General features: G+C 59.0%; 18 protein-coding genes and 1 pseudogene. 18 read left to right on the forward strand and 1 reads right to left on the reverse strand.

The window, feature by feature from the left end; genetic code table 11:
* The first annotated feature begins 53 nt into the window (after positions 1-53).
* A complete protein-coding gene (gene aroC, locus ACFE0K_RS04975) occupies positions 54-1,145 on the forward strand; it encodes a chorismate synthase (protein WP_434535011.1) in 1,092 nt (363 codons plus the stop codon).
* 105 nt (positions 1,146-1,250) lie between these two features.
* A complete protein-coding gene (locus ACFE0K_RS04980) occupies positions 1,251-2,405 on the forward strand; it encodes an MFS transporter (RefSeq protein WP_434535012.1) in 1,155 nt (384 codons plus the stop codon).
* On the opposite strand, the gene ACFE0K_RS04985 is transcribed toward ACFE0K_RS04980, so the two are convergent.
* Complete coding sequence (locus ACFE0K_RS04985) at positions 2,402-3,277, reverse strand: LysR family transcriptional regulator (protein WP_084573342.1); 876 nt, start codon at positions 3,275-3,277, stop codon at positions 2,402-2,404. The genes ACFE0K_RS04980 and ACFE0K_RS04985 overlap by 4 nt on opposite strands.
* 159 nt (positions 3,278-3,436) lie before the next feature.
* Between ACFE0K_RS04985 and leuC the strand changes: the two genes are divergently transcribed.
* The 16 genes and pseudogenes from leuC to ACFE0K_RS05065 form a co-directional block, all read left to right on the forward strand.
* On the forward strand, positions 3,437-4,855 hold the full coding sequence (leuC, locus tag ACFE0K_RS04990; protein WP_434535013.1) for a 3-isopropylmalate dehydratase large subunit: 1,419 nt from the start codon (positions 3,437-3,439) through the stop codon (positions 4,853-4,855).
* Between the two features lie 10 nt (positions 4,856-4,865).
* Complete coding sequence (leuD, locus tag ACFE0K_RS04995) at positions 4,866-5,504, forward strand: 3-isopropylmalate dehydratase small subunit (protein WP_434535014.1); 639 nt, start codon at positions 4,866-4,868, stop codon at positions 5,502-5,504.
* Positions 5,505-5,546: 42 nt separating this feature from the next.
* Positions 5,547-5,987: a hypothetical protein gene (locus tag ACFE0K_RS05000; RefSeq protein ID WP_434535015.1), complete on the forward strand. Its 441-nt coding sequence runs from the start codon at positions 5,547-5,549 to the stop codon at positions 5,985-5,987.
* Between the two features lie 45 nt (positions 5,988-6,032).
* Complete coding sequence (gene leuB / locus ACFE0K_RS05005; RefSeq protein ID WP_434535016.1) at positions 6,033-7,109, forward strand: 3-isopropylmalate dehydrogenase; 1,077 nt, start codon at positions 6,033-6,035, stop codon at positions 7,107-7,109.
* A 62-nt stretch (positions 7,110-7,171) separates the two neighbouring features.
* Complete coding sequence (asd, locus tag ACFE0K_RS05010) at positions 7,172-8,284, forward strand: aspartate-semialdehyde dehydrogenase (RefSeq protein ID WP_434535017.1); 1,113 nt, start codon at positions 7,172-7,174, stop codon at positions 8,282-8,284.
* Between the two features lie 125 nt (positions 8,285-8,409).
* A complete protein-coding gene (locus tag ACFE0K_RS05015; protein ID WP_434535018.1) occupies positions 8,410-9,423 on the forward strand; it encodes an aspartate-semialdehyde dehydrogenase in 1,014 nt (337 codons plus the stop codon).
* Positions 9,424-9,587: 164 nt separating this feature from the next.
* A complete protein-coding gene (locus ACFE0K_RS05020) occupies positions 9,588-12,710 on the forward strand; it encodes a FimV/HubP family polar landmark protein (protein WP_434535019.1) in 3,123 nt (1,040 codons plus the stop codon).
* A 226-nt stretch (positions 12,711-12,936) separates the two neighbouring features.
* A complete protein-coding gene (gene truA, locus ACFE0K_RS05025) occupies positions 12,937-13,740 on the forward strand; it encodes a tRNA pseudouridine(38-40) synthase TruA (RefSeq protein ID WP_434535020.1) in 804 nt (267 codons plus the stop codon).
* 86 nt (positions 13,741-13,826) lie between these two features.
* Positions 13,827-14,483, forward strand: a complete 657-nt coding sequence (locus tag ACFE0K_RS05030; protein WP_434535021.1) for a phosphoribosylanthranilate isomerase — start codon at positions 13,827-13,829, stop codon at positions 14,481-14,483.
* Entirely contained in the window at positions 14,476-15,687 is a 1,212-nt protein-coding gene (gene trpB / locus ACFE0K_RS05035; protein WP_434535022.1) for a tryptophan synthase subunit beta, read from the forward strand. Before ACFE0K_RS05030 ends, trpB begins: the two co-directional genes overlap by 8 nt.
* Before the next feature lie 9 nt (positions 15,688-15,696).
* Complete coding sequence (trpA, locus tag ACFE0K_RS05040) at positions 15,697-16,500, forward strand: tryptophan synthase subunit alpha (RefSeq protein WP_434535023.1); 804 nt, start codon at positions 15,697-15,699, stop codon at positions 16,498-16,500.
* Positions 16,501-16,512: 12 nt separating this feature from the next.
* Positions 16,513-17,394: an acetyl-CoA carboxylase, carboxyltransferase subunit beta gene (gene accD, locus ACFE0K_RS05045; RefSeq protein WP_434535024.1), complete on the forward strand. Its 882-nt coding sequence runs from the start codon at positions 16,513-16,515 to the stop codon at positions 17,392-17,394.
* Complete coding sequence (locus ACFE0K_RS05050; RefSeq protein WP_434535025.1) at positions 17,387-18,622, forward strand: bifunctional folylpolyglutamate synthase/dihydrofolate synthase; 1,236 nt, start codon at positions 17,387-17,389, stop codon at positions 18,620-18,622. Before accD ends, ACFE0K_RS05050 begins: the two co-directional genes overlap by 8 nt.
* Positions 18,615-19,217, forward strand: coding sequence for an SPOR domain-containing protein (locus tag ACFE0K_RS05055; RefSeq protein ID WP_434535026.1), 603 nt, complete (start codon positions 18,615-18,617; stop codon positions 19,215-19,217). Before ACFE0K_RS05050 ends, ACFE0K_RS05055 begins: the two co-directional genes overlap by 8 nt.
* Before the next feature lie 140 nt (positions 19,218-19,357).
* A complete protein-coding gene (locus ACFE0K_RS05060) occupies positions 19,358-19,843 on the forward strand; it encodes a CvpA family protein (protein ID WP_434535027.1) in 486 nt (161 codons plus the stop codon).
* A gap of 68 nt (positions 19,844-19,911) precedes the next feature.
* A pseudogene (locus tag ACFE0K_RS05065) lies at positions 19,912-20,136 on the forward strand (amidophosphoribosyltransferase); the annotation flags it as partial.

Consider the following 20,136-nt stretch of genomic DNA (forward strand, 5'->3'; position numbering starts at 1 on the left):
CGCCGTACTGAAGAGAGGGGTAGGCAATGGCCCAATGCTTTTTGAGGGTCCGCGTGTCCGGCAACAGTTTCGGTGAACGTTTTCGCATCACCACCTTTGGTGAGAGTCATGGCCTTGCACTGGGGGCCATCGTGGATGGCTGCCCGCCGGGGCTAGAAATCAGCGAGGAAGACCTGCAGGTGGAACTGGACCGGCGCAAGCCCGGCACCAGCCGCTACACCACCCAGCGTCGTGAGCCGGATCAGGTAAAGATCCTTTCCGGGGTGTTCGAGGGCAAGACCACCGGCACTTCCATCGGCTTGCTGATCGAAAACACGGATCAGAAGTCCAAGGACTATTCCGACATCGCCACCACCTTCCGGCCGGGGCATGCGGACTACACCTATACCCAGAAATACGGTTTTCGTGATTACCGGGGCGGCGGTCGTTCCTCAGCTAGGGAAACGGCCATGCGCGTGGCGGCCGGCGCCATTGCCCGCAAGTATCTGGAGCAGACACTGGGTATTCGCATCTATGGCGGTTGTACCCAGATCGGTGAGGTAAAAGCGGAACAATTCGATTGGTCCACAGTGAACAGCAATCCCTTCTTCTTCCCGGATGCAGGCAAGGTGCCGGAGCTGGAAGCCCTGATCAATGCACTACGTAAGGATGGTTCTTCCATTGGTGCCCGGGTAGAAGTGTTTGCCGACGGCGTACCGCCGGGCTGGGGCGAGCCGGTGTTCGATCGTATCGACGCGGATCTGGCCAAGGCGATGATGTCCATCAACGCGGTCAAGGGTGTGGAAGTGGGCGACGGCTTTGCAGTGGTCAACCAGCGCGGCGAGCAACATCGTGATGAGATGACCCCGGAAGGGTTTCTCAGCAACCACGCCGGCGGTGTACTCGGTGGCATCAGCTCCGGGCAGACCATTCGTGTGGCCATGGCACTCAAGCCCACCTCCAGCATCCTGATTCCCGGCAAAAGCATTGATCTGCAGGGCAATCCGGTGGAAGTCGTTACCAAGGGGCGCCACGATCCCTGCGTGGGTGTCCGTGCCACCCCCATTGCCGAAGCCATGCTGGCCCTGGTGCTGATGGACCACTGCCTGCGCCATCGGGCCCAGAACGGCGATGTGACCCCGCCTTTTCCGCCGATTCCCGGGTAAGCAGACGATGAGCGATGCGAACTGCTCCCTGCGCGCGTTGCATGGTGCAATTCGTATCCTTTTGGGTCTCCCTGTACCGGTTTTGGCAAAGGACAGTTCTTTCTGATGCCCTACTACTGGCGACTGTCAGGCTTCTATTTCCTCTATTTCGGACTGCTGGGCACGCTGGTGCCTTACTGGTCCCTGTATCTGAAGGACCTGGGCTTTAGCGCTGCCGCTATCGGCCTGCTGATGGCCATTCCGCAGCTGACCAAGATTGGTGCCCCTAACCTGTGGGGCTGGCTGGCGGATCGTAGCGGCCAGCGGCTGCGGATTATCCGTGCTGGCAATCTGCTGGCGGCGATAGTGTTCCTGCCGGTGTTCTGGATCGATCAGTTCTGGTCCATGGCGGCGCTGTTGGTGTCGTTCAGCTTCTTCTGGAACGCGGTGCTGGCCCAGTTTGAAGTGCTCACCCTGCAGTCTCTGGGGCGTCAGTCCCACCGCTACAGTCTTGTGCGTTTGTGGGGGTCGGTGGGGTTTATTCTGGCGGTGCTGGTGCTCGGCGAGGCGCTGGATCGGCTGGGCACGGAACTGCTGCCCTGGGTGTTAAGCGCGCTGCTGTGGCTGTTGTGGCTGGGAACGTTGACGTTGCCAGCCGGAGACGGGCGGTCGCGTCAGCGGGAAGAGGGTGGATCATCGGTGTGGTGCGTGTTGCGCCGTCCAGCCGTTTCCCTGTTTCTGCTGTCGGCTTTTCTGATGCAGCTCTCTCACGGCCCGTACTACACGTTCTATAGCATCTATCTGCAAGATCTGGGATTCAGCAAGTTCGTGGTGGGTAGTCTGTGGGCGCTGGGTGTACTGGCGGAAGTGGGGCTGTTTCTGGTCATGCATCGGTTGATGCGGCGTTTCTCCATTCCCTGGATACTGGTGGCCAGTCTGCTGTTGGCGGCCCTGCGTTGGCTGATGATTGGTGTGGTAGCCGATTCGTTGTTATGGCTGGCGCTTGCCCAGCTGCTTCATGCGGCCAGTTTTGGCAGCTTTCACGCGGCCAGTATCGCCTGGGTGCACAAACAGTTTGGTTCGTCACTGGGCGGCCAGGGACAGGCCCTGTATTCCAGCCTGGGTTTTGGCGCGGGCTGGGCGGCAGGGGCCGGGTTGTCCGGTTTGCTCTGGCAGCAGTGGGGGGTGAATCTGTTTTTCGGCGCGGCGCTGGCCGCCGTGCTGGCGGCCATGCTGCTGATCGTGGGGGGTGTCACCCGTACCGGCAGCAATTCAGCCTAGAGCCCGGATGCTTCAAGGGCCTGCAAAAATGCCCTGGCGGCATTGGAGCGGGTACGGGCCGGGTGGATCACCACGCCCAGCTCCCGTTCCGGCAACGGCACGTCCACGGCCAACTCCACCACTGAGCCATCCACCATGGTGGCGGGCAGTACACTCCAGCCAAGACCGATGGACACCATCATGTGGATGGTTTCCAGATAGTTGGTGGACATGGCGATATTGAGCTTCAGATTATGTTCGTCAAACAGCCGCTCCACGATGCCACGGGTAAAGGTGACCGGTGACGGCAGGATGGCACTGTAGCCGGTGAGGGTTTCCAGGGTGATATTGTCCACCTTGGCCAACGGATGCTCGGGTGCGCACATGAACACCAGCGGATCGCGCCAGATCACATCACTTTGCAGGCGTTCATCCGGCTGTGGGGGCAGGGTGACCACACCCATTTCCAGTTCCCCGTGCAGCACCCCCTCCCAGGCTTCTTCAGAATCGATAAAATGGATGTCCAGTTCCACTTGTGGGTAGTCCCGGGAAAACTGACGCAGCACCGGTGGCAGGCGATGCAGGCCGATATGGTGGCTGGTGCCGATGCGCAGTTTACCGGTGACAGAGCCGGACAGATCGTGGATGGCCCGAGCCATGTCTTCCACGTCCATCAACACCTGCCGGGCCCGAGGCAGCAGGGAACGGCCCGCTTCGGTAAGCTGAATCTGACGGCCCACCCGGTCAAACAGACGGGCGCCAAGCTGCTGTTCAAGCAGAGCGATGCGTTTACTGATGGCAGGCTGGGTGATGTAGAGGCGCTCTGCGGCGGCAGAAAACGAGCCGGTTTCAGCCACTCCCATGAAGGCGCTCAGGGTCGGTGTGTCTATCATTACCGGGGCATCCAGTTGTTCGGTTGCGAGATAATAATTGGTTATCTTAAAAATGAAAAATATGAATTGGATTTATTGATGGGTGAACCCTACATTAATCGTTATTGACAAACCAGTCGCAATGATGAAGTTGCTGCAATGCGACGCAGGGAGAGAAACATGGCCGGCAAAACCCTCTATGACAAATTGTGGGACGCCCATCTCGTCACCGAACGTGAGGATGGCTCCGCGCTGATCTACATTGACCGTCAGATCATCCATGAGGTGACCTCGCCCCAGGCGTTTGAAGGCCTGCGCCTGGCCGGCCGTAAACCCTGGCGCACGGGGGCCAGTGTGGCGACGATCGACCATAACGTGCCCACTACACCGTTCAAATCTGCCGCTGAAATTGTGGATGAAACCTCCCGGATCCAGGTGCAGACCCTGCAGGACAACACCCGTGAATTCGGCATTACCGAATTCGGTATCGGTGATGTGCGTCAGGGCATCGTTCACGTGATGGCCCCGGAGCAGGGCGCGGTGCTGCCCGGCATGACCGTGGTCTGTGGCGACTCCCATACCTCAACCAACGGCGCGCTGGCCTGTCTGGCCCATGGTATCGGCACCAGTGAGGTGGAGCATGTGTTGGCCACCCAGACGCTGGTGGCCAAGAAGATGAACAACATGCGTGTCAGTGTGGAAGGCGAGCTCGGCCCGGGTGTTACCGCCAAGGACGTGGTGTTGCATATCATCGGTATTATCGGCACCGCCGGTGGTACCGGCTATGCACTGGAATTTGCCGGCAGCGCCATTCGCAGCCTCTCCATGGAAGGCCGCATGACCATCTGCAACATGTCCATCGAGGCGGGTGCCCGTGCCGGCATGGTAGCGGTGGATGATGTCACCATTGACTACGTTAAGGGCCGTCCCTTTGCACCCAGTGGGGCAGACTGGGACAAGGCCGTGGAATACTGGCGCACCCTGGTTTCCGACAAGGATGCAGTATTCGCCCAGGACATCACTATTGACGCGGCAGACATCAAGCCTCAGGTCTCCTGGGGCACCAGCCCGGAAATGGTGGTGCCGGTGGACGCATCCCTGCCGGATCCGGCTGCCGAAAGTGATGAGGTGAAGCGCTCGGGTATGACGCGAGCCTATGAGTATATGGGGCTCAAGCCGGGTATGCCGGTCACCGATATCAAGGTGGATCGGGTGTTCATCGGGTCTTGCACCAACTCTCGCATTGAGGACTTGCGTGCCGCTGCCGCAGTAGCAAAGGGCCGCAGAAAAGCGGATTCCGTCAAGCAGGTGCTGGTCGTGCCGGGTTCCGGCCTGGTCAAGCAGCAGGCGGAGAAGGAAGGCCTGGACAAGGTCTTTATCGAAGCGGGCTTCGAATGGCGCGAGCCAGGCTGCTCCATGTGTCTGGCCATGAACCCGGACCGCCTGGAAGCCGGTGAACACTGCGCGTCCACGTCCAATCGTAATTTCGAGGGGCGCCAGGGCAACGGTGGCCGCACCCATCTGGTGAGTCCGGCCATGGCGGCGGCGGCTGCGGTGGCGGGCCATTTTGTGGACATTCGCGAACTCGACCAGGCCTGAGGAGCAGATCATGGAAAAGTTTATTCGTCAGGAAGGGCTGGTTGCGCCGTTGGATCGTGCCAATGTGGACACCGACCAGATCATCCCCAAGCAGTTTCTCAAGTCCATCAAACGTACCGGTTTCGGGCCGAATCTGTTTGATGAATGGCGCTACCTGGATGAAGGCTTCCCTGGCCAGGACAGCAGCCAGCGCCCGAAAAACGAAGGGTTTGTGTTGAACCTGCCCCGTTATCAGGGTGCCAGCATTCTACTCACTCGTCGCAACTTCGGGTGTGGCTCCAGCCGTGAGCATGCACCCTGGGCACTGATGGATTTTGGCTTCAAGGCCATCATTGCGCCGAGCTTTGCGGATATCTTCTACAACAACTGCTTCAAAAACGGGTTATTGCCCATTGTGTTGTCTGAGGATAACGTGGAAGCCCTGTTCAAAGCGGTGGAAGGGAAGGAAGGCTTCCGAATCACTATTGATCTGGAGCAACAACAGGTGATCCCGGAAAGCGGGGAGCCGTTGTCGTTCGAGATCGATGAGTTTCGCAAGCATTGTCTGCTCAACGGCCTGGATGAAATCGGCCTCACGCTTAACGAGGCAGAGACCATTCGTGCCTATGAAGCACGCCGCGCCGAGCGGGAACCCTGGATTTTCCAGTAACAGAGTCCGGGACCATTAAAAGAAAAAACAAGGAGGCGACACATGTTGCGAATTTTATCTTTGCTGTCAGTACTGACTCTGGCCGGTTGTGCGACCGGCATGTACAACGAACCGGACGCGGGTGAAGCGGCCAAGCTGAGCGTGGATAACCAGCTTTCCGTCTCTGCGAAGGGTAATGGCGGCGGTGGCTGGCAGATGCCCACCAGCAGCTCTGCCAAGGCGGAAATCTTCAAGGTCGACGGTGACCGGATTTCCGAGCAGGGCGGTGTGGAGTCGGTGTTCATTGATGCCGGCGAGCGTTCCGTGGAAGTGTTTGCCGATCAGGGCGGCATCCTGCGGTTTGGAAAATTCCGCCATACCTTTGAAGAAAAGGGTATTTACCAGGTGCGGGTGAAGCCGTCTTCCGGCAACAAGGGTGACTACACTCTGGAGTTGGTTAAGGCTTCCGCGCCCAACGATGTGCTGGTAAGCAAAAACTTTTAATCAACCGATCAAGCACTTGGATCAAGTAGTAACAGGAAGCAGGTAATGAGCAAGGTACTGGTGTTGCCCGGTGACGGTATTGGCCCGGAAATCGTTGATGAAGCGGTAAAGGTGCTGAATGTCGCCAAACAGAAGTTTGGCCTCGAGGTAGAGCTGGATGAGGCCCTGGTGGGCGGCGCGGCGGTGGATGCGGAAGGTGATCCGCTGCCGGAAGGTACCCTGGACAAGGCCCGCGCTGCGGATGCGATTCTGTTCGGCTCCATCGGCGGTCCCAAGTGGGACGCTATTGAGCGGGACAAGCGCCCGGAGCGTGGTCTGCTACGCCTGCGTTCCTCCCTGGGCCTGTTTGCCAATCTGCGTCCGGCGATTCTGTTTCCGCAACTGGCGGATGCTTCCAGCCTGAAACCCGAGGTGGTTTCCGGTCTGGATATCCTGATCGTGCGCGAGCTGACCGGTGGCATTTACTTCGGCCAGCCCCGTGGCATCAAGGAAGAGAACGGTGAGCGCGTAGGGTTCAATACCTACGTGTACACCGAGTCGGAAATGCGTCGTATTGCCAAAGTGGCTTTCGAGCTTGCCATGAAGCGTGGCAAGCGAGTCTGTTCGGTGGACAAGGCTAATGTGCTGGAAGTGACCGAGCTGTGGAAAGAAGTGGTCACTGAAGAGGCGAAAAACTATCCGGAAATCGAGTTGTCACACATGTATGTGGACAACGCGGCCATGCAACTGGTGCGTGCGCCGAAACAGTTTGATGTGATTGTCACCGGCAACCTGTTCGGCGACATTCTCTCCGATGAAGCCGCCATGCTCACCGGCTCCATCGGAATGCTGCCCTCCGCGTCCCTGGACGAGAACCGCAAGGGCCTGTACGAACCCTGCCATGGTTCGGCACCGGATATCGCCGGCCAGGGCATTGCCAACCCGCTGGCGACCATTATGTCGCTGGCCATGCTGATGCGTTACAGCCTGGAGCGCGGCGATGTGGCGGATGCCATTGAAGCGGCGGTAGAGCGGGTGCTGGATCAGGGGTTGCGTACTGCGGACATCTACACCGAGGGCACTCGCAAAGTGAGCACTGAAGAGATGGGTAACGCCGTGGCCGAAGCTCTGGCCCAGGCGTAATAGCGCGTTTACCCGTTTATTCACAGATAGAAAGGGCAATCCTTTCAGGAGACAGTTTTCCAATGAAGAAAGTCGGTTTTGTCGGCTGGCGTGGCATGGTGGGTTCCGTTCTGATGGAGCGCATGATCGCCGAAAATGATTTCGCAGATATCGAACCGGTCTTTTTCTCGACCTCCCAGGTCGGTCAGGCGGGCCCCGATGTGGGCAAGGACATTCCTGTCCTGGGCGATGCCAAGAGTATTGATGAGCTGAAAAGCCTGGATGTGATCGTGACCTGTCAGGGTGGCGATTACACCAATGAGGTGTATCCCATGCTGCGTGAAGCCGGCTGGGACGGTTACTGGATTGATGCCGCTTCTGCCCTGCGCATGGCGGACAACAGCGTTATCGTGCTGGATCCGGTCAACCGCAATGTCATCGACAGTGCCCTGGACAAGGGTGTGAAGGATTATGTGGGTGGCAACTGTACTGTCAGCCTGATGCTGATGGCCCTGGGTGGCCTGTTCAATGAAGGCCTGGTGGAATGGGCGAGTGCCCAGACCTATCAGGCGGCATCCGGTGCCGGCGCCCAGAACATGCGTGAGCTGATTGCCCAGATGGGCAAGATCCATGGCGATGTGGCAGACAAGCTGGCCGATCCGGCCAGTGCGATTCTGGATATCGACAGCCAGGTGGCGGCCACCATGCGCAGCAGCGATCTGCCCACGGACCATTTTGGTCATTCCCTGGCGGGCTCTCTGTTGCCCTGGATCGACAAGGAAATGGAAAACGGTCAGAGCAAGGAAGAGTGGAAGGCCCAGGCGGAAACCAACAAGATCCTTGGCCGCAGTGCTGACCCCATTGCTCTGGATGGCACCTGTGTGCGTATCGGCGCCATGCGCTGCCATGCCCAGGCCCTGACAGTGAAACTCACCCGCGATGTGCCGCTGGATGAAATCTACGACATCATCGGCAAGGCCAATGACTGGGTGAAAGTGGTGCCCAACGAAAAAGAAGCGACCCTGCGGGATCTAACCCCTACGGCGGTGACCGGCACTCTGAGCGTCCCGGTAGGTCGCTTGCGCAAGCTCAACATGGGCGGCGAGTACCTGAACGCCTTTACCGTGGGTGACCAGCTGTTGTGGGGCGCGGCGGAGCCGCTGCGTCGCATGTTGCGTATCCTGATGGAGCGTTAAACGCAGTTGAAAATGTAAGGTGGAAAAGCGCGGGCAGGGCCGAGGTAGTATCAAGGTCGTGCCCGCGTTTGTATTTGTGGGGGATGTGATCTGCGCTCCCGCAGCATCGTTGTAGCGAGGTTTCTATGCGTTCAATCAATCTTGCCATTGTCGGTGCAACCGGACTGGTCGGTGAGGCCATTATCAAGCTGTTGGCAGATCGGCAATTCCCGGTCGGCGAGCTTTTTGTGTTGGCCTCTGAAAATGGGGCGGGGGGCAAGGTGTCCTTCGGCGGCAAATCGCTGACGGTCAAGAAAGCCGAAGACTTCGACTTTTCGCAAGTAGAAGTGGCACTGTTTGCCGCTGGTGCCACAGTGAGTCAGCAATTGGCGCCCCGTGCTGCGGAGGCAGGGGCAATGGCGGTGGATCTGTCACCGGCGTTTCGTTACGAATCCGATGTGCCGTTGCTGGTGGCCGATGTTAATGATGAGCTGCTTGCCCAGGCCCGGGAAAACAACCTGATAGCCTGTGCGGATGCCGCCACCGTCCAGCTGGTGCGCGCACTCAAGCCTCTTGCGGATATGGCCCCGCTGCAGGAAGTGGTAGTGACTCAGTTTCAGGCGGTGTCTGCGACTGGCAGGAGCGGGGTGGACCAACTGGCTCAGCAGAGCGTACGGCTGCTCAATGGCCTGTCGCCCAGTGAGGCGGCCCAGGCCCAGATTGCCTTTAACGTACTGCCGCTGAGCGGACAGGCCCAGGAAAACGGTTTTACCAGCGAAGAGCTCAAGCTGATGCTGGAAACCCGCCGGGTGCTGGCCGACCAGCCCCTGTCAGTCCAAGTCACCACGGTGCGGGTGCCGGTCTTCTATGGCCACGGCCAGAGTGTGTCGGTTCGTAGCATTCAGCCCCTGGCAATGGCGCAGGCGCTGGCGGTTTGGGAAGGACAGAATGATCTGGATGTGCTGGAAAATGACGACCCCCAAGCAATGTCCCCGGTGGCTTCGGTGGAAGGGGAGCCCCGCCTGCGGATTTCCCGAACCCGGGAAGACATGGAAGGCAGCGGCGGTTTGAGCTATTTTAGCGTCGCCGACAATGTCCGTTGGGGGGCCGCTCTTAACGCGGTGAAGGTGGTCGAGAAGTTGCTAAAAGACTATCTGTAATGGATACTTACTGACATTATGTGACGCGGTTTCTAGGTTTTGACTCCAGCCTGGGGCAGAATGTGTGATCAGCGTCATAGGACTGCTTGCCGCCTCGGGTTCGTCCGGTAGCGCCCGCGGGATCGGGCTGAGCGCGGGAAACATAATAAATAAAGGGTTCGACCATGCTTCGAAAACTTGGGTTTGGCTTAACCGCACTGGTAATCATGTCACCAGGCGTTGCGGCGGCTTTGGGGGTTGGGGAATACGAGCTGAATTCCTACCTGAACCAACCCCTGGATATGGAAATTTCCCTGCATGAGGTTGGGGATCTGACCGCAGACGAAATTCTCGTCAATCTGGCGTCGCAGGCCGAATTCGACGCAGCCGGGGTGGATCGTGCCTATTTCCTCAACCGCATGGATTTTGCGGTTGAGCTGCAGGCCGGTGACAAGGCGCTGCTGCACATCACCACGGATCAACCGGTTCGCGAGCCCTATCTGAATTTCCTGGTGGAGTTTCTCTGGCCCACCGGTCGACTGATGCGTGAGTACACGGTACTGCTGGACCCGCCCAGCTATGCCGACAGCGCGTCTACAGCTGCACCGACCATCAGCCGGGCGCCGCAGCCGGTAACCCGCAGTGAGCCGGAATTTGAGCCGCAGGCCGCACCGAGCCGTCCGGCCGCCCAGTCATCCCCGTCAGACTCTGCAAGCTCGGCTTCCGCTGCCAGCCAGCCGGTGGCGGAGAGCGGCCAGCGCAACACCTACACGGTGAAAGCCTCCGACACCATGTGGCGTATCGCCCTGGACAACCGTCCTGCAGAAAGTGTTTCTGTGCAGCAGATGCTGGTCGCTATCCAGACCATGAATTCTGACGCCTTTATCAACAATAACGTCAACCTGGTTCGTGAAGGGACGGTACTGCGCATTCCCAACGAACAGGAAGTGCGCAATATCTCTACTCGCAATGCCATCGTGGAAGTGGCTGACCAGAACCGTAAATGGCGCGAGATGCTCGAGGCCCGGGGCATTGAGGCTCCTCAGCAACGTGCCCAGCTTGATGGCAGCCGCCAGGTTGCCGACAGTGGTGACGATGAGCAGGGTCCGGCCACCGGGCAGGTGAAGCTGGTTTCTCCGGAATCCACCGCTGGTGTGAATGATGGCGATAGTACCGGCTCGGCCCGCGATGGCAGCGCCAATACCGCAGTGCTTGAGAATGAGCTGGCAATTCGTGACGAGAATCTGGACCGTCTTGACCGGGAAAATTCCGAGCTCAAATCCCGTCTGGATGATCTGGAAGGTCAAACCCGCACCAGCGAGCAATTGCTGAAATTGCGTAACGACCAGATTACGCAGTTGCAGGAAGAGCTCCGCAAGTTGCGGGAAGAGCAGGGTGTTGCCGTAGAAGGCGATGATCCGCTGATGGAAGCGCCGGCCGAGCCAGAGGCGACTGCGGATGATGAAACTGATGTCGCTACCAGTAGCGACGATGGCATAGCAGCTACCGGTGAAAACGCCTCCGAGGCGACGCAGGCCGACGACGCTGACCGCGCTGCTGTGGCGCAAACGGATACCGACGTTACCGAGGATGGCTCTGCAGGTTCTGATGAGGCTGAGGTTGTTGGCACTGATCCTGAAGCACAGGAAAATACGGATGCAGCGGATACTGCGGCTGAGCCTGCAGTGGAAAAAGCGCCAGAAGTGGCCAAGCCAAAGCCGGTGGCACCTGCACAACCTCCTGTCCAGGAGCAGGGCGGTATTGTCGCTTTGTTACTCGATAACCTGATGTATATCGGCCTGGGGCTAATTGCCATCCTGCTGCTGCTTTTCCTGCTGCTGCGCGGCAAGAAGCAGGATAGTGGTGATGAGGAGTCTGATAGCGCTCTGTTTGAGGATCTGGATGATGAGGGCCAGGACGAATTCGGCCTCAACCTGGACGATGACAATGTCGCCACTGGTGCCGTCACTGACCACGATGACGATGCCGACGTTCCGGAGCAGAGTAGCAGCCAGGATCCGCTGGAAGACGTGGAAGTCTATGTGGCCTATGGCCGCTACCCACAGGCAGTGGATTTCCTGCGCAACGAAATCAACAAGCATCCTCAGCGGGCCGATCTGAAAGTTCGCTTGTTGGAGCTGCTCAAGGAAATGAATGACGATGCTGCCTTCCAGCAGCAGACCAGCATTTTCGCCGGCACCTCCCCCGAGGTGGATGACGCCATTGCCCGTCTGGGCGGCAGTGTTTCGTCCCGGGCATCCGACAGCGATGACGAAGCGCTGTCCCTGGATGACCTTGAAATGGGCTTGTCCTCCGGTCTGGATGACGATGTACCCACCATGCAGGCCGATGAGCCGGAATCATCTGTCACGGCCTCTGATGACCAGACGAAAGGGCAGCAGGACGATGAGCTGGCTGATTTTGATTTCGAGCTGGATACGGATGAGGACAGTGAAGATCATACCCTGATGTTGGATCCTGCCGAGGATACAGCCTCTCTGGATGATGATTTCAGCCTGGATTTTGAAGACGACAGCAAGACGGAAGCCGAGCAGGAAACGCCCCTGTCTGATGCCGACAAGCAATCCCTGGGTGCCAGCCCCGTTCTGGAGCTGGACGATGTCAGCAGTTCGTCCATGGGCGACGGTGATGCCGAGTACGGGGATCTGAATCTGGACGACATGAGCCTCGAGTTTGATGAGTCCGGCGACAGCGACGATAACAAGGAAGAGCTGGATCTTTCCCTGGATGACCTGGACCTGGATGGCGGTTCTGATGACAGCGCGGATGACTCCCTGGCTGATCTGGACCTGGAGCTGGACGAAGCGGAGAAATCCCTGGCCGGTTCTGCGGACAGTGACAACGAGGATGATCTCGCAGATCTGGATCTGGAGATGCCCGCTGACGAACCGACACCAGCATCCGAGCAGGCTGCCTCTCTGGAGGATCTGCTGGGTGATGATGATCTGGAACTGGACGATGCGGGCGACAGCCTCTCCCTGGACGAGGGCCCTGTCCGGGAAGAAGCACCGACCTCTGAGCCGGAACCGGAAGCCCCGGCAGCTCCTGCTGAGGAGCTTGAATCGTCTCCAGAGCCGCAGGCGGCGCCCGGCGATGTGCTGGGCGACGAGGACGATTTCGACTTCCTCGGTGAGACCGACGAAAACGCTACCAAGCTGGACCTGGCCAAGGCCTATATCGATATGGGCGATAGCGAAGGTGCCCGCGATATCCTCAATGAGGTGATCTCTGAAGGTAGCGATCAGCAACAGGCGGAAGCCCGTGAGCTGATGGGGCAGGTTGGTTAATCCTCTGCCGCTAGGAAAAAAGGGGGCGATGCCTTAAGGTATCGCCCCCTTTTTGTTTCAGTTACGAGTTGAAAGTGCAAAGTTGAAAAGCGCGCGCCGGGCAGGCGTTAAACGTTGAAAGACCTGCCCGCGTAGCAGGCCTTGGGAAGGCGGCCAAATTTATCGGTTGGCTGGCACTCTTTTCGCGGTTTAGCTTTCGTCTTTGCCCTGTTCAGCTGAGGTTGCCATGGCCCGCATCGCCCTTGGAATTGAATACGACGGTACCGACTTTCGCGGCTGGCAGACCCAGCAGGCCGGGGTCAGAACCGTGCAGGAATGCCTTGAGAAAGCGCTGTCGACAGTAGCGGATCATCCTGTGTCGGTGGTCTGTGCGGGTCGCACCGATGCGGGTGTGCATGGCACCGGTCAGGTGGTGCATTTTGACTCCGATGCCCCCCGGGAAATGAAAAGCTGGATCATGGGAGGCAATACCAACCTGCCTCGGGATGTGACCGTGCGCTGGGCCACCCCGGTGAGCGAGGAGTTCCACGCGCGCTTTTCAGCTGTCAGTCGCCGCTATCGTTACGTGATCTACAATCACTCACGCCCTCCGGCCCTGTATCGCAATCAGGTTACCTGGAATTACCGGCCGCTGAATCTCGACGCCATGCGTGAAGCGGCTGCTTACCTGGTCGGCAGCCACGATTTTACGGCTTACCGCAGCGTGCACTGTCAGGCGAAGTCACCGCACAAGACCCTGCACAGTCTAAAATTGCATGAATTTGGCAAAGTGATCGTGCTGGAAGCCCATGCTAACGCCTTCTTGATGCATATGGTGCGTAATATGGCAGGCGTGCTGATGGCCGTCGGTGCGGGCAAGCGACCAGCCCATTGGGCTCGTGAGGTGCTGGAATCCGGGGATCGCCGCAAGGGGGCAGCAACAGCACCACCATTTGGTTTGTACCTTGTGGACATCGAATACCCGGATCATTTCGATTTACCCAGAGAGCCGCTTGGCCCCCTGTGGTTGCCGCATTCCCTTGAGGCATAATGAACAATCGGGCAGTAGTGAATGATTTATGGCTAATGTCCCGAAACATCCCTAATCCGCCGGGCTTTTGATACACTGGAGAACCCATGACCATACCCCGGGTCAAAATCTGTGGCATCACCCGCATCGAGGATGGACTGGCGGCGGCAAACGCCGGTGCCGATGCCATCGGTCTGGTGTTTTACGAGCCCAGCCCCCGTTACGTCACGGTCGCCCGGGCGGCGGCAATATGTGCCAGCCTGCCCCCATTTGTGACCACGGTTGGTTTGTTCGTGAATGCGTCGCAATCCGCCATTGACCATGTGCTGGCTCAGGTACCGCTGGACCTGCTGCAATTTCATGGTGATGAGCCCGCGCAGTTCTGCAGCCGCTTTTCGCGTCCCTGGATCAAGGCGGTGCGCATGAAAGATGAAGTGGATCTGTATCGCTGCGCTATGGAATACCGGGAGGCGGCTGGGCTGCTGGTCGATAGCTATGTGCCCGGTGTGCCCGGTGGTACCGGTGAGACGTTTAACTGGGGCAGATTACCCAAGGATCTGTCCCTTCCCGTGGTGCTGGCCGGTGGCCTGCACCCGGGCAATGTGGCCGATGCCGTAGCACAGGTGCGGCCTTGGGCGGTGGATGTCAGTGGCGGCGTTGAGCAGAAGACTGTTCAGGGCGGTCGCAGCGGTGGGGTCAAGGATCCGTCCGCCATCCGCGCCTTTATCAAAAGTGCGAAAATACGAGGAGTAGCTGGTGTCTGAACGCCCTGATTTTTCTGCTTTTCCTGACGCCCGAGGCCATTTCGGCCAGTTTGGCGGCTGTTTTGTTTCCGAGACCCTGATGGGGGCTCTGGACGATCTGGCCGCCATGTATGAGCGTCTCAAGGATGATCCGCAATTCCGCGCGGATTTCGACTACGACCTGGCCCACTATGTGGGCCGCCCGTCCCCGTTGTATCTGGCGGAGCGATGGTCGAAGCAGCTCGGCGGTGCAAAGATCTGGCTCAAGCGTGAAGACCTGAACCACACCGGTGCCCACAAGGTAAACAACACCATTGGCCAGGCGCTGTTGGCCAAGCATATGGGCAAGCCGCGGGTGATTGCGGAAACCGGGGCAGGGCAGCATGGCGTGGCAACCGCCACTGTGGCGGCCCGCCTGGGGCTCAAGTGTCAGGTGTATATGGGTGCCGAGGATGTGGAGCGGCAAAAGCTCAACGTCTACCGTATGAAGCTGTTGGGCGCTGAGGTGATTCCGGTAACGTCCGGTTCGAAAACCCTGAAAGATGCCATGAATGAGGCCATGCGTGACTGGGTTACCAATGTGGACGATACCTTCTACATCATTGGTACCGTGGCTGGTCCGCATCCGTATCCGCTGCTGGTGCGTGATTTCCAGTGCGTAATTGGTCGCGAAGCTCGCGAGCAGAGCCTGAAGCAGGCCGGCAAGCTGCCGGATGCGCTAGTGGCGTGTGTAGGGGGTGGCTCCAATGCTATCGGTCTGTTCCACCCCTTCCTCAATGACGATGACGTGGCCATGTACGGGGTGGAAGCCGCCGGTGACGGTATCGAAACCGGCCGCCATGCAGCGCCGTTGAGCGCCGGTCGGCCGGGTGTGTTGCACGGTAACCGTACCTATCTGATGGAAGACGATAACGGCCAGATCATCGAAACCCATTCCGTATCCGCTGGCCTGGATTACCCTGGTGTGGGTCCAGAGCATTCCTGGTTGAAGGACCTGGGCCGGGTTAACTATGTGTCGGCGGATGACAAGGAGGCTCTCTCGGCGTTCCGCGAGCTGACCCAGGTAGAAGGCATCATGCCGGCCCTGGAATCGGCCCATGCGCTGGCCTACGCTCGTAAACTGGCTCCGACCATGTCGCCGGATCAGGACATCGTCATCAACCTGTCCGGTCGTGGCGACAAGGATATTCTGACTGTCGCCGCCATCGATGGCATTGAATTTTAAGGAGCAGTAATGCGTCGTATTGAAAGCTGTTTTCAGCGGCTGGCCGAGCAAAAGCGCAAGGCCCTGATTCCCTTTGTGACCGCCGGTGATTCCAGCAAGGAAGTGACGGTACCGTTGATGCACGCCATGGTGGAAGCGGGTGCCGACATCATTGAGCTGGGGGTGCCTTTCTCGGACCCCATGGCCGACGGCCCGGTGATCCAGAAGGCCTGTGAGCGGGCCCTGGCCCACGGCACCTCTACCCATGATGTGCTGGCCATGGTAAAGGCATTTCGCGAGCAGGATGCCCAGACCCCGGTAGTACTGATGGGCTATCTGAACCCGGTGGAAGCGCTTGGCTACGAAAACTTTGCCAAGGCGGCTTCACAAGCCGGCGTGGATGGCATCCTGCTGGTGGATCTGCCACCGGAAGAAGCGCTGGAAATCAAACCGGTGATGGATGCCCACGAGCTGGATATGATTTTCCTGGTGGCACCGACCACCTCGGATGAGCGTATCAAGCTGATTGGCAAGGCCGGGTCCGGCTACCTGTATTACGTCTCCCTGAAGGGCGTGACCGGCTCCGCATCATTGAATGTGGATGAGGTGGCTACCCGGGTTGAAACAATTCGCAACCTTGCTCAATTGCCCATTGGTGTCGGCTTTGGTATCAAAGACGCTGAATCTGCGCAGGCGGTGAGTCGGGTGTCCGATGGTGTGGTTGTTGGTAGTGCTCTGGTGAACCAGATTGCTGCCAACCCGGATAACCCGGAGGCCATCAACAAGGCCATCAGTGACATCCTGGCGGCTATGCGCAACGCTATGGATCAGTAACGGGACCTTTGCATGAGCAACAGCAACTGGCTGGAGAAAATCCTGCCTGCAGTACGTCGCCCCCAGGAAAACCGGCGCAACAACATTCCCGAGGGGCTGTGGCGTAAATGCCCGCGCTGCGACGGGGTGGTGTACCGGCCCGAGCTGGACCGCAACATGGATGTTTGCCCGAAGTGTGAGCATCACCTGCGCATCAATGCGCGGCGGCGGCTCAAGCTGTTTCTTGACGAGGGAGCCCAGACGGAAATCGGTGCCGAACTGGCGCCAGTGGACCGCCTCAAGTTCAAGGACTCCAAAAAGTACAAGGACCGCCTGGTTGCTGCCCAGAAAGCCACCGAAGAGAACGATGCGCTGATTGTCCTGAAAGGCGCCCTACACGGTGAGCCCCTGGTGGCCTGTGCCTTCGAGTTCAACTTCATGGGGGGCTCCATGGGCTCGGTGGTCGGCGAGCGTTTTGTCCGTGCCGTGGATGTGTGCCTGGAGCAGAAACTGCCGTTGGTGTGTTTCTCTGCCAGTGGCGGGGCGCGTATGCAGGAAGCCCTGTTCTCCCTGATGCAGATGGCCAAGACCAGCGCGGCGCTGGAAAAGATGCGCCAGGCAGGCCTGCCCTTTATTTCCGTGCTCACCGATCCAGTATATGGCGGCGTTTCCGCGTCCCTGGCCATGCTGGGTGATGTGAATATCGCGGAGCCTAATGCCTTGATCGGCTTCGCCGGCCCCCGGGTGATTGAACAGACCGTGCGACAGAAATTACCTGAGGGATTCCAGCGCAGTGAATTTCTGGTGGATCACGGTGCCATCGACATGATCGTGGCTCGCCACGATATGCGCGACACCCTCCATCGCCTGCTGGCGAACATGATGGGCTGGCCCCTCCAGACTGTTGATGACTGAAGACTCTGCCGCTTCCGCTCTGGCCGCCTGGCTGGAGCGGATCGAGGCCATGCATCCCACCGAAATCGAACTGGGTCTGGAGCGTATTCGCCAGGTGGCCCGTCGTCTTGGGGTGGATTCAATGTCGGTGCCGGTGATTACCGTGGCCGGAACCAATGGGAAAGGGTCCACCCTGCGCCTGATGCAGGTTCTCGCGGATCGCCATGGCCGTCGAGTGTGCCTGTATACCTCTCCTCATCTGCATCATTTCAATGAGCGCGTGCGCCTGCCCGATGGGCTGGCCTCCGATCAGCAGCTCTGTGAGGCGTTTGAGCAGGTGGAGCAGGCTCGCCAGGACATTTCCCTGACCTATTTCGAGTTCAGTACCTTGGCGGCGCTGTGGCTGTTCCGGCAAAGCGGGGCGGACCTGGTGCTGCTGGAAGTCGGCTTGGGTGGACGGCTTGATGCGGTGAATATCGTCGACCCGACTGTGGCAGTAGTCACCTCTGTGGGGCTGGATCACCAGGACTGGCTGGGTGACACCCGCGAGGCCATTGCCGGCGAAAAATGTGGCATTGCCCGCCCCGGCAGGCCGCTGGTGTTCGGCGAGGCAGACTGGCCGCAAAATCTGCCGACGCTGGCAGACCACTATGGGGTTGAGCCGGTGTTTGCCGGCCGTGAGTTTCGCCTCAATGAGCAGGGTGTGACGCTCTGTGATGGTCGCGAGTTGGATTTTCCCGGCATGGTGACTCTGGGCCGGGATAACCTGGCGACCGCGTGTCAGGCGCTTGCTTTGGCTGGAGTCCTGGTTACCACCCAGGACTGCGCAGCGGTGGCTGATGTGGCTCTGTTCGGGCGTTGTGAATTTCGGCAGCTGCAGGGACGCCCCTGCTGGTTTGATGTTGGCCACAATCTGCCGGCGGTGACCCGCTTCCTGCAACTGTTGCCGCTCTGCGAAGGCCGACGGCATCTGGTGTTCGGAATGATGGCGGACAAGCCCATTGAGGATGTGGTGGCGTTATTCGCCGGTCAGTCGGTGAGCTGGCATCTCGCTGCCCCGGCCATGCCTCGGGCGGCATCGCCAGCCAGACTGGCCGCTGCCTTGCCGGCTCAGGCCTCATCCCGCCAGTATCACAGTGTGCGCGAGGCAGTGCAGGGTGCCCTGGATGCTGCACAGAGCAACGATCAGGTGCTAATCTTCGGGTCTTTCTATACCGTTGCGGAAGCGAGGGGAGAGCAAGGTGGATAAACGAACCCGCCAGCGCATTATCGGCATTGTCCTGTTGTTGATTCTGGCGGCCGTCCTGGCGCCCTTTGTGTTCCGGTCGCCGGAGCAGATTCGCAATGCGCTGGATATGCAAATACCGGATCAGCCAGAGATGACCGCGGTGAATGTGGAACCGGTGGTCTCCGACGATATGGAAAGCGCTGCAGCGGAACGCATCCAGTCCGAGCGCGAGGCTGTCAAAGCGGCTGCGCAAGAGCAGCTGCAGGCAGAGGCGGGCAACGCCGATGATGTCCGTGAAGACAGCGAGCCAGCACCGGTTATCGACGACGCGCCGGTACCTCCGCCTGTCAAACCGGATGATAGTCCGGTTCTTGCCGGTTTCGTGGTCCAGGTGGGCAGTTATTCCAGCGCAGATAATGCCGCAGGTGTGGTGGACAAGCTGAAAGCCGCTGGCTATCGGGCCTATAGCGAAACCGACAGTCACCAGGGCAAGGTCGTTCATCGCGTCATGGTGGGGCCGGAAATCCACAAGAAGGATGCCGAGCGAACCCGCCAGCAGCTGACGGATGACAGCCGTTTTGGCTTCAAGGGGCTGGTGCGGATTTATGCACCCTGATTGCTGTCGTCCATTGGGCGTATCCATGGGCAAGTGCTCCTGCCTCTGTTAAACTTCGCCCTCTGAATTTTCCGGGCAGCCGGGCGCGGACAAGTGCGCCGGGCTACCTCAGGAATCAAGCCGGTGAGAGCACGCTTTACATGAATCTGGCAGACGCCATCATTCTGATCGTCATCGCAATTTCCGCTTTGCTGAGCGTGCGCCGTGGCTTCACCCGCGAAGCCTTTTCATTGCTCACCTGGGTGGCTGCCTTTATCATCGCGCGCCTGTTTAGCCCGGCCCTGGATCTCCTACTTCAAGATCAGATTGTCACCCCCAGCCTGCGAGCCGCCGTTGCTTTCGGCTTGCTGTTTGTCCTGACGCTGGTGGTTGGCGCCCTGATTAACCATCTGCTCGGTGAATTGATCCGCGTTACCGGGCTGAGCAGCACTGATCGCTTACTGGGTATGGTCTTCGGCGCCTTGCGAGGAGTGCTGCTGATGGTTGTGCTGGTAGCCTTGGGTCGGCATATGTTTGGCGCTGACCCGTGGTGGCAAGAATCCACTCTGGTTCCGCATCTGGTCATGATGGAAGCGTGGACTCGGGACATGGGTGAGAAGCTGCTCGCCCTGGTCATGAACGTATAAGCAACGAGGGTGTGTAAAGCATCATTGATATCGGTGGTGTTAACAGGCCCTAACGAGAGGAAAGTACCATGTGCGGCATTGTGGGCATTGTCGGCCATAGTTATGTGAACCAGGGCATCTATGATGCGCTGACAGTCCTTCAGCATCGGGGGCAGGATGCAGCCGGTATCGTTACCTGTGACGGGGATCGTCTCTACCTTCGCAAAGACAACGGCATGGTGCGTGATGTGTTTCGCACTCGTCATATGCGTCGTCTGGTAGGCAACATGGGGATTGGCCATGTGCGCTATCCC

The organism is Alcanivorax sp. (genome assembly GCF_051117345.1).
Taxonomy (GTDB): domain Bacteria; phylum Pseudomonadota; class Gammaproteobacteria; order Pseudomonadales; family Alcanivoracaceae; genus Alcanivorax.

Bases quoted from the DNA above. Each gene is read 5' to 3' on its own strand.
- ACFE0K_RS04980 (WP_434535012.1), top strand. From the start codon at position 1,251: ATGCCCTACTACTGGCGACTGTCAGGCTTCTATTTCCTCTATTTCGGA.
- ACFE0K_RS04985 (WP_084573342.1), bottom strand. From the start codon at position 3,277: ATGATAGACACACCGACCCTGAGCGCCTTCATGGGAGTGGCTGAAACC.
- leuC (WP_434535013.1), top strand. From the start codon at position 3,437: ATGGCCGGCAAAACCCTCTATGACAAATTGTGGGACGCCCATCTCGTC.
- leuD (WP_434535014.1), top strand. From the start codon at position 4,866: ATGGAAAAGTTTATTCGTCAGGAAGGGCTGGTTGCGCCGTTGGATCGT.
- ACFE0K_RS05000 (WP_434535015.1), top strand. From the start codon at position 5,547: ATGTTGCGAATTTTATCTTTGCTGTCAGTACTGACTCTGGCCGGTTGT.
- leuB (WP_434535016.1), top strand. From the start codon at position 6,033: ATGAGCAAGGTACTGGTGTTGCCCGGTGACGGTATTGGCCCGGAAATC.
- asd (WP_434535017.1), top strand. From the start codon at position 7,172: ATGAAGAAAGTCGGTTTTGTCGGCTGGCGTGGCATGGTGGGTTCCGTT.
- ACFE0K_RS05015 (WP_434535018.1), top strand. From the start codon at position 8,410: ATGCGTTCAATCAATCTTGCCATTGTCGGTGCAACCGGACTGGTCGGT.
- ACFE0K_RS05020 (WP_434535019.1), top strand. From the start codon at position 9,588: ATGCTTCGAAAACTTGGGTTTGGCTTAACCGCACTGGTAATCATGTCA.
- truA (WP_434535020.1), top strand. From the start codon at position 12,937: ATGGCCCGCATCGCCCTTGGAATTGAATACGACGGTACCGACTTTCGC.
- ACFE0K_RS05030 (WP_434535021.1), top strand. From the start codon at position 13,827: ATGACCATACCCCGGGTCAAAATCTGTGGCATCACCCGCATCGAGGAT.
- trpA (WP_434535023.1), top strand. From the start codon at position 15,697: ATGCGTCGTATTGAAAGCTGTTTTCAGCGGCTGGCCGAGCAAAAGCGC.
- accD (WP_434535024.1), top strand. From the start codon at position 16,513: ATGAGCAACAGCAACTGGCTGGAGAAAATCCTGCCTGCAGTACGTCGC.
- ACFE0K_RS05050 (WP_434535025.1), top strand. From the start codon at position 17,387: ATGACTGAAGACTCTGCCGCTTCCGCTCTGGCCGCCTGGCTGGAGCGG.
- ACFE0K_RS05060 (WP_434535027.1), top strand. From the start codon at position 19,358: ATGAATCTGGCAGACGCCATCATTCTGATCGTCATCGCAATTTCCGCT.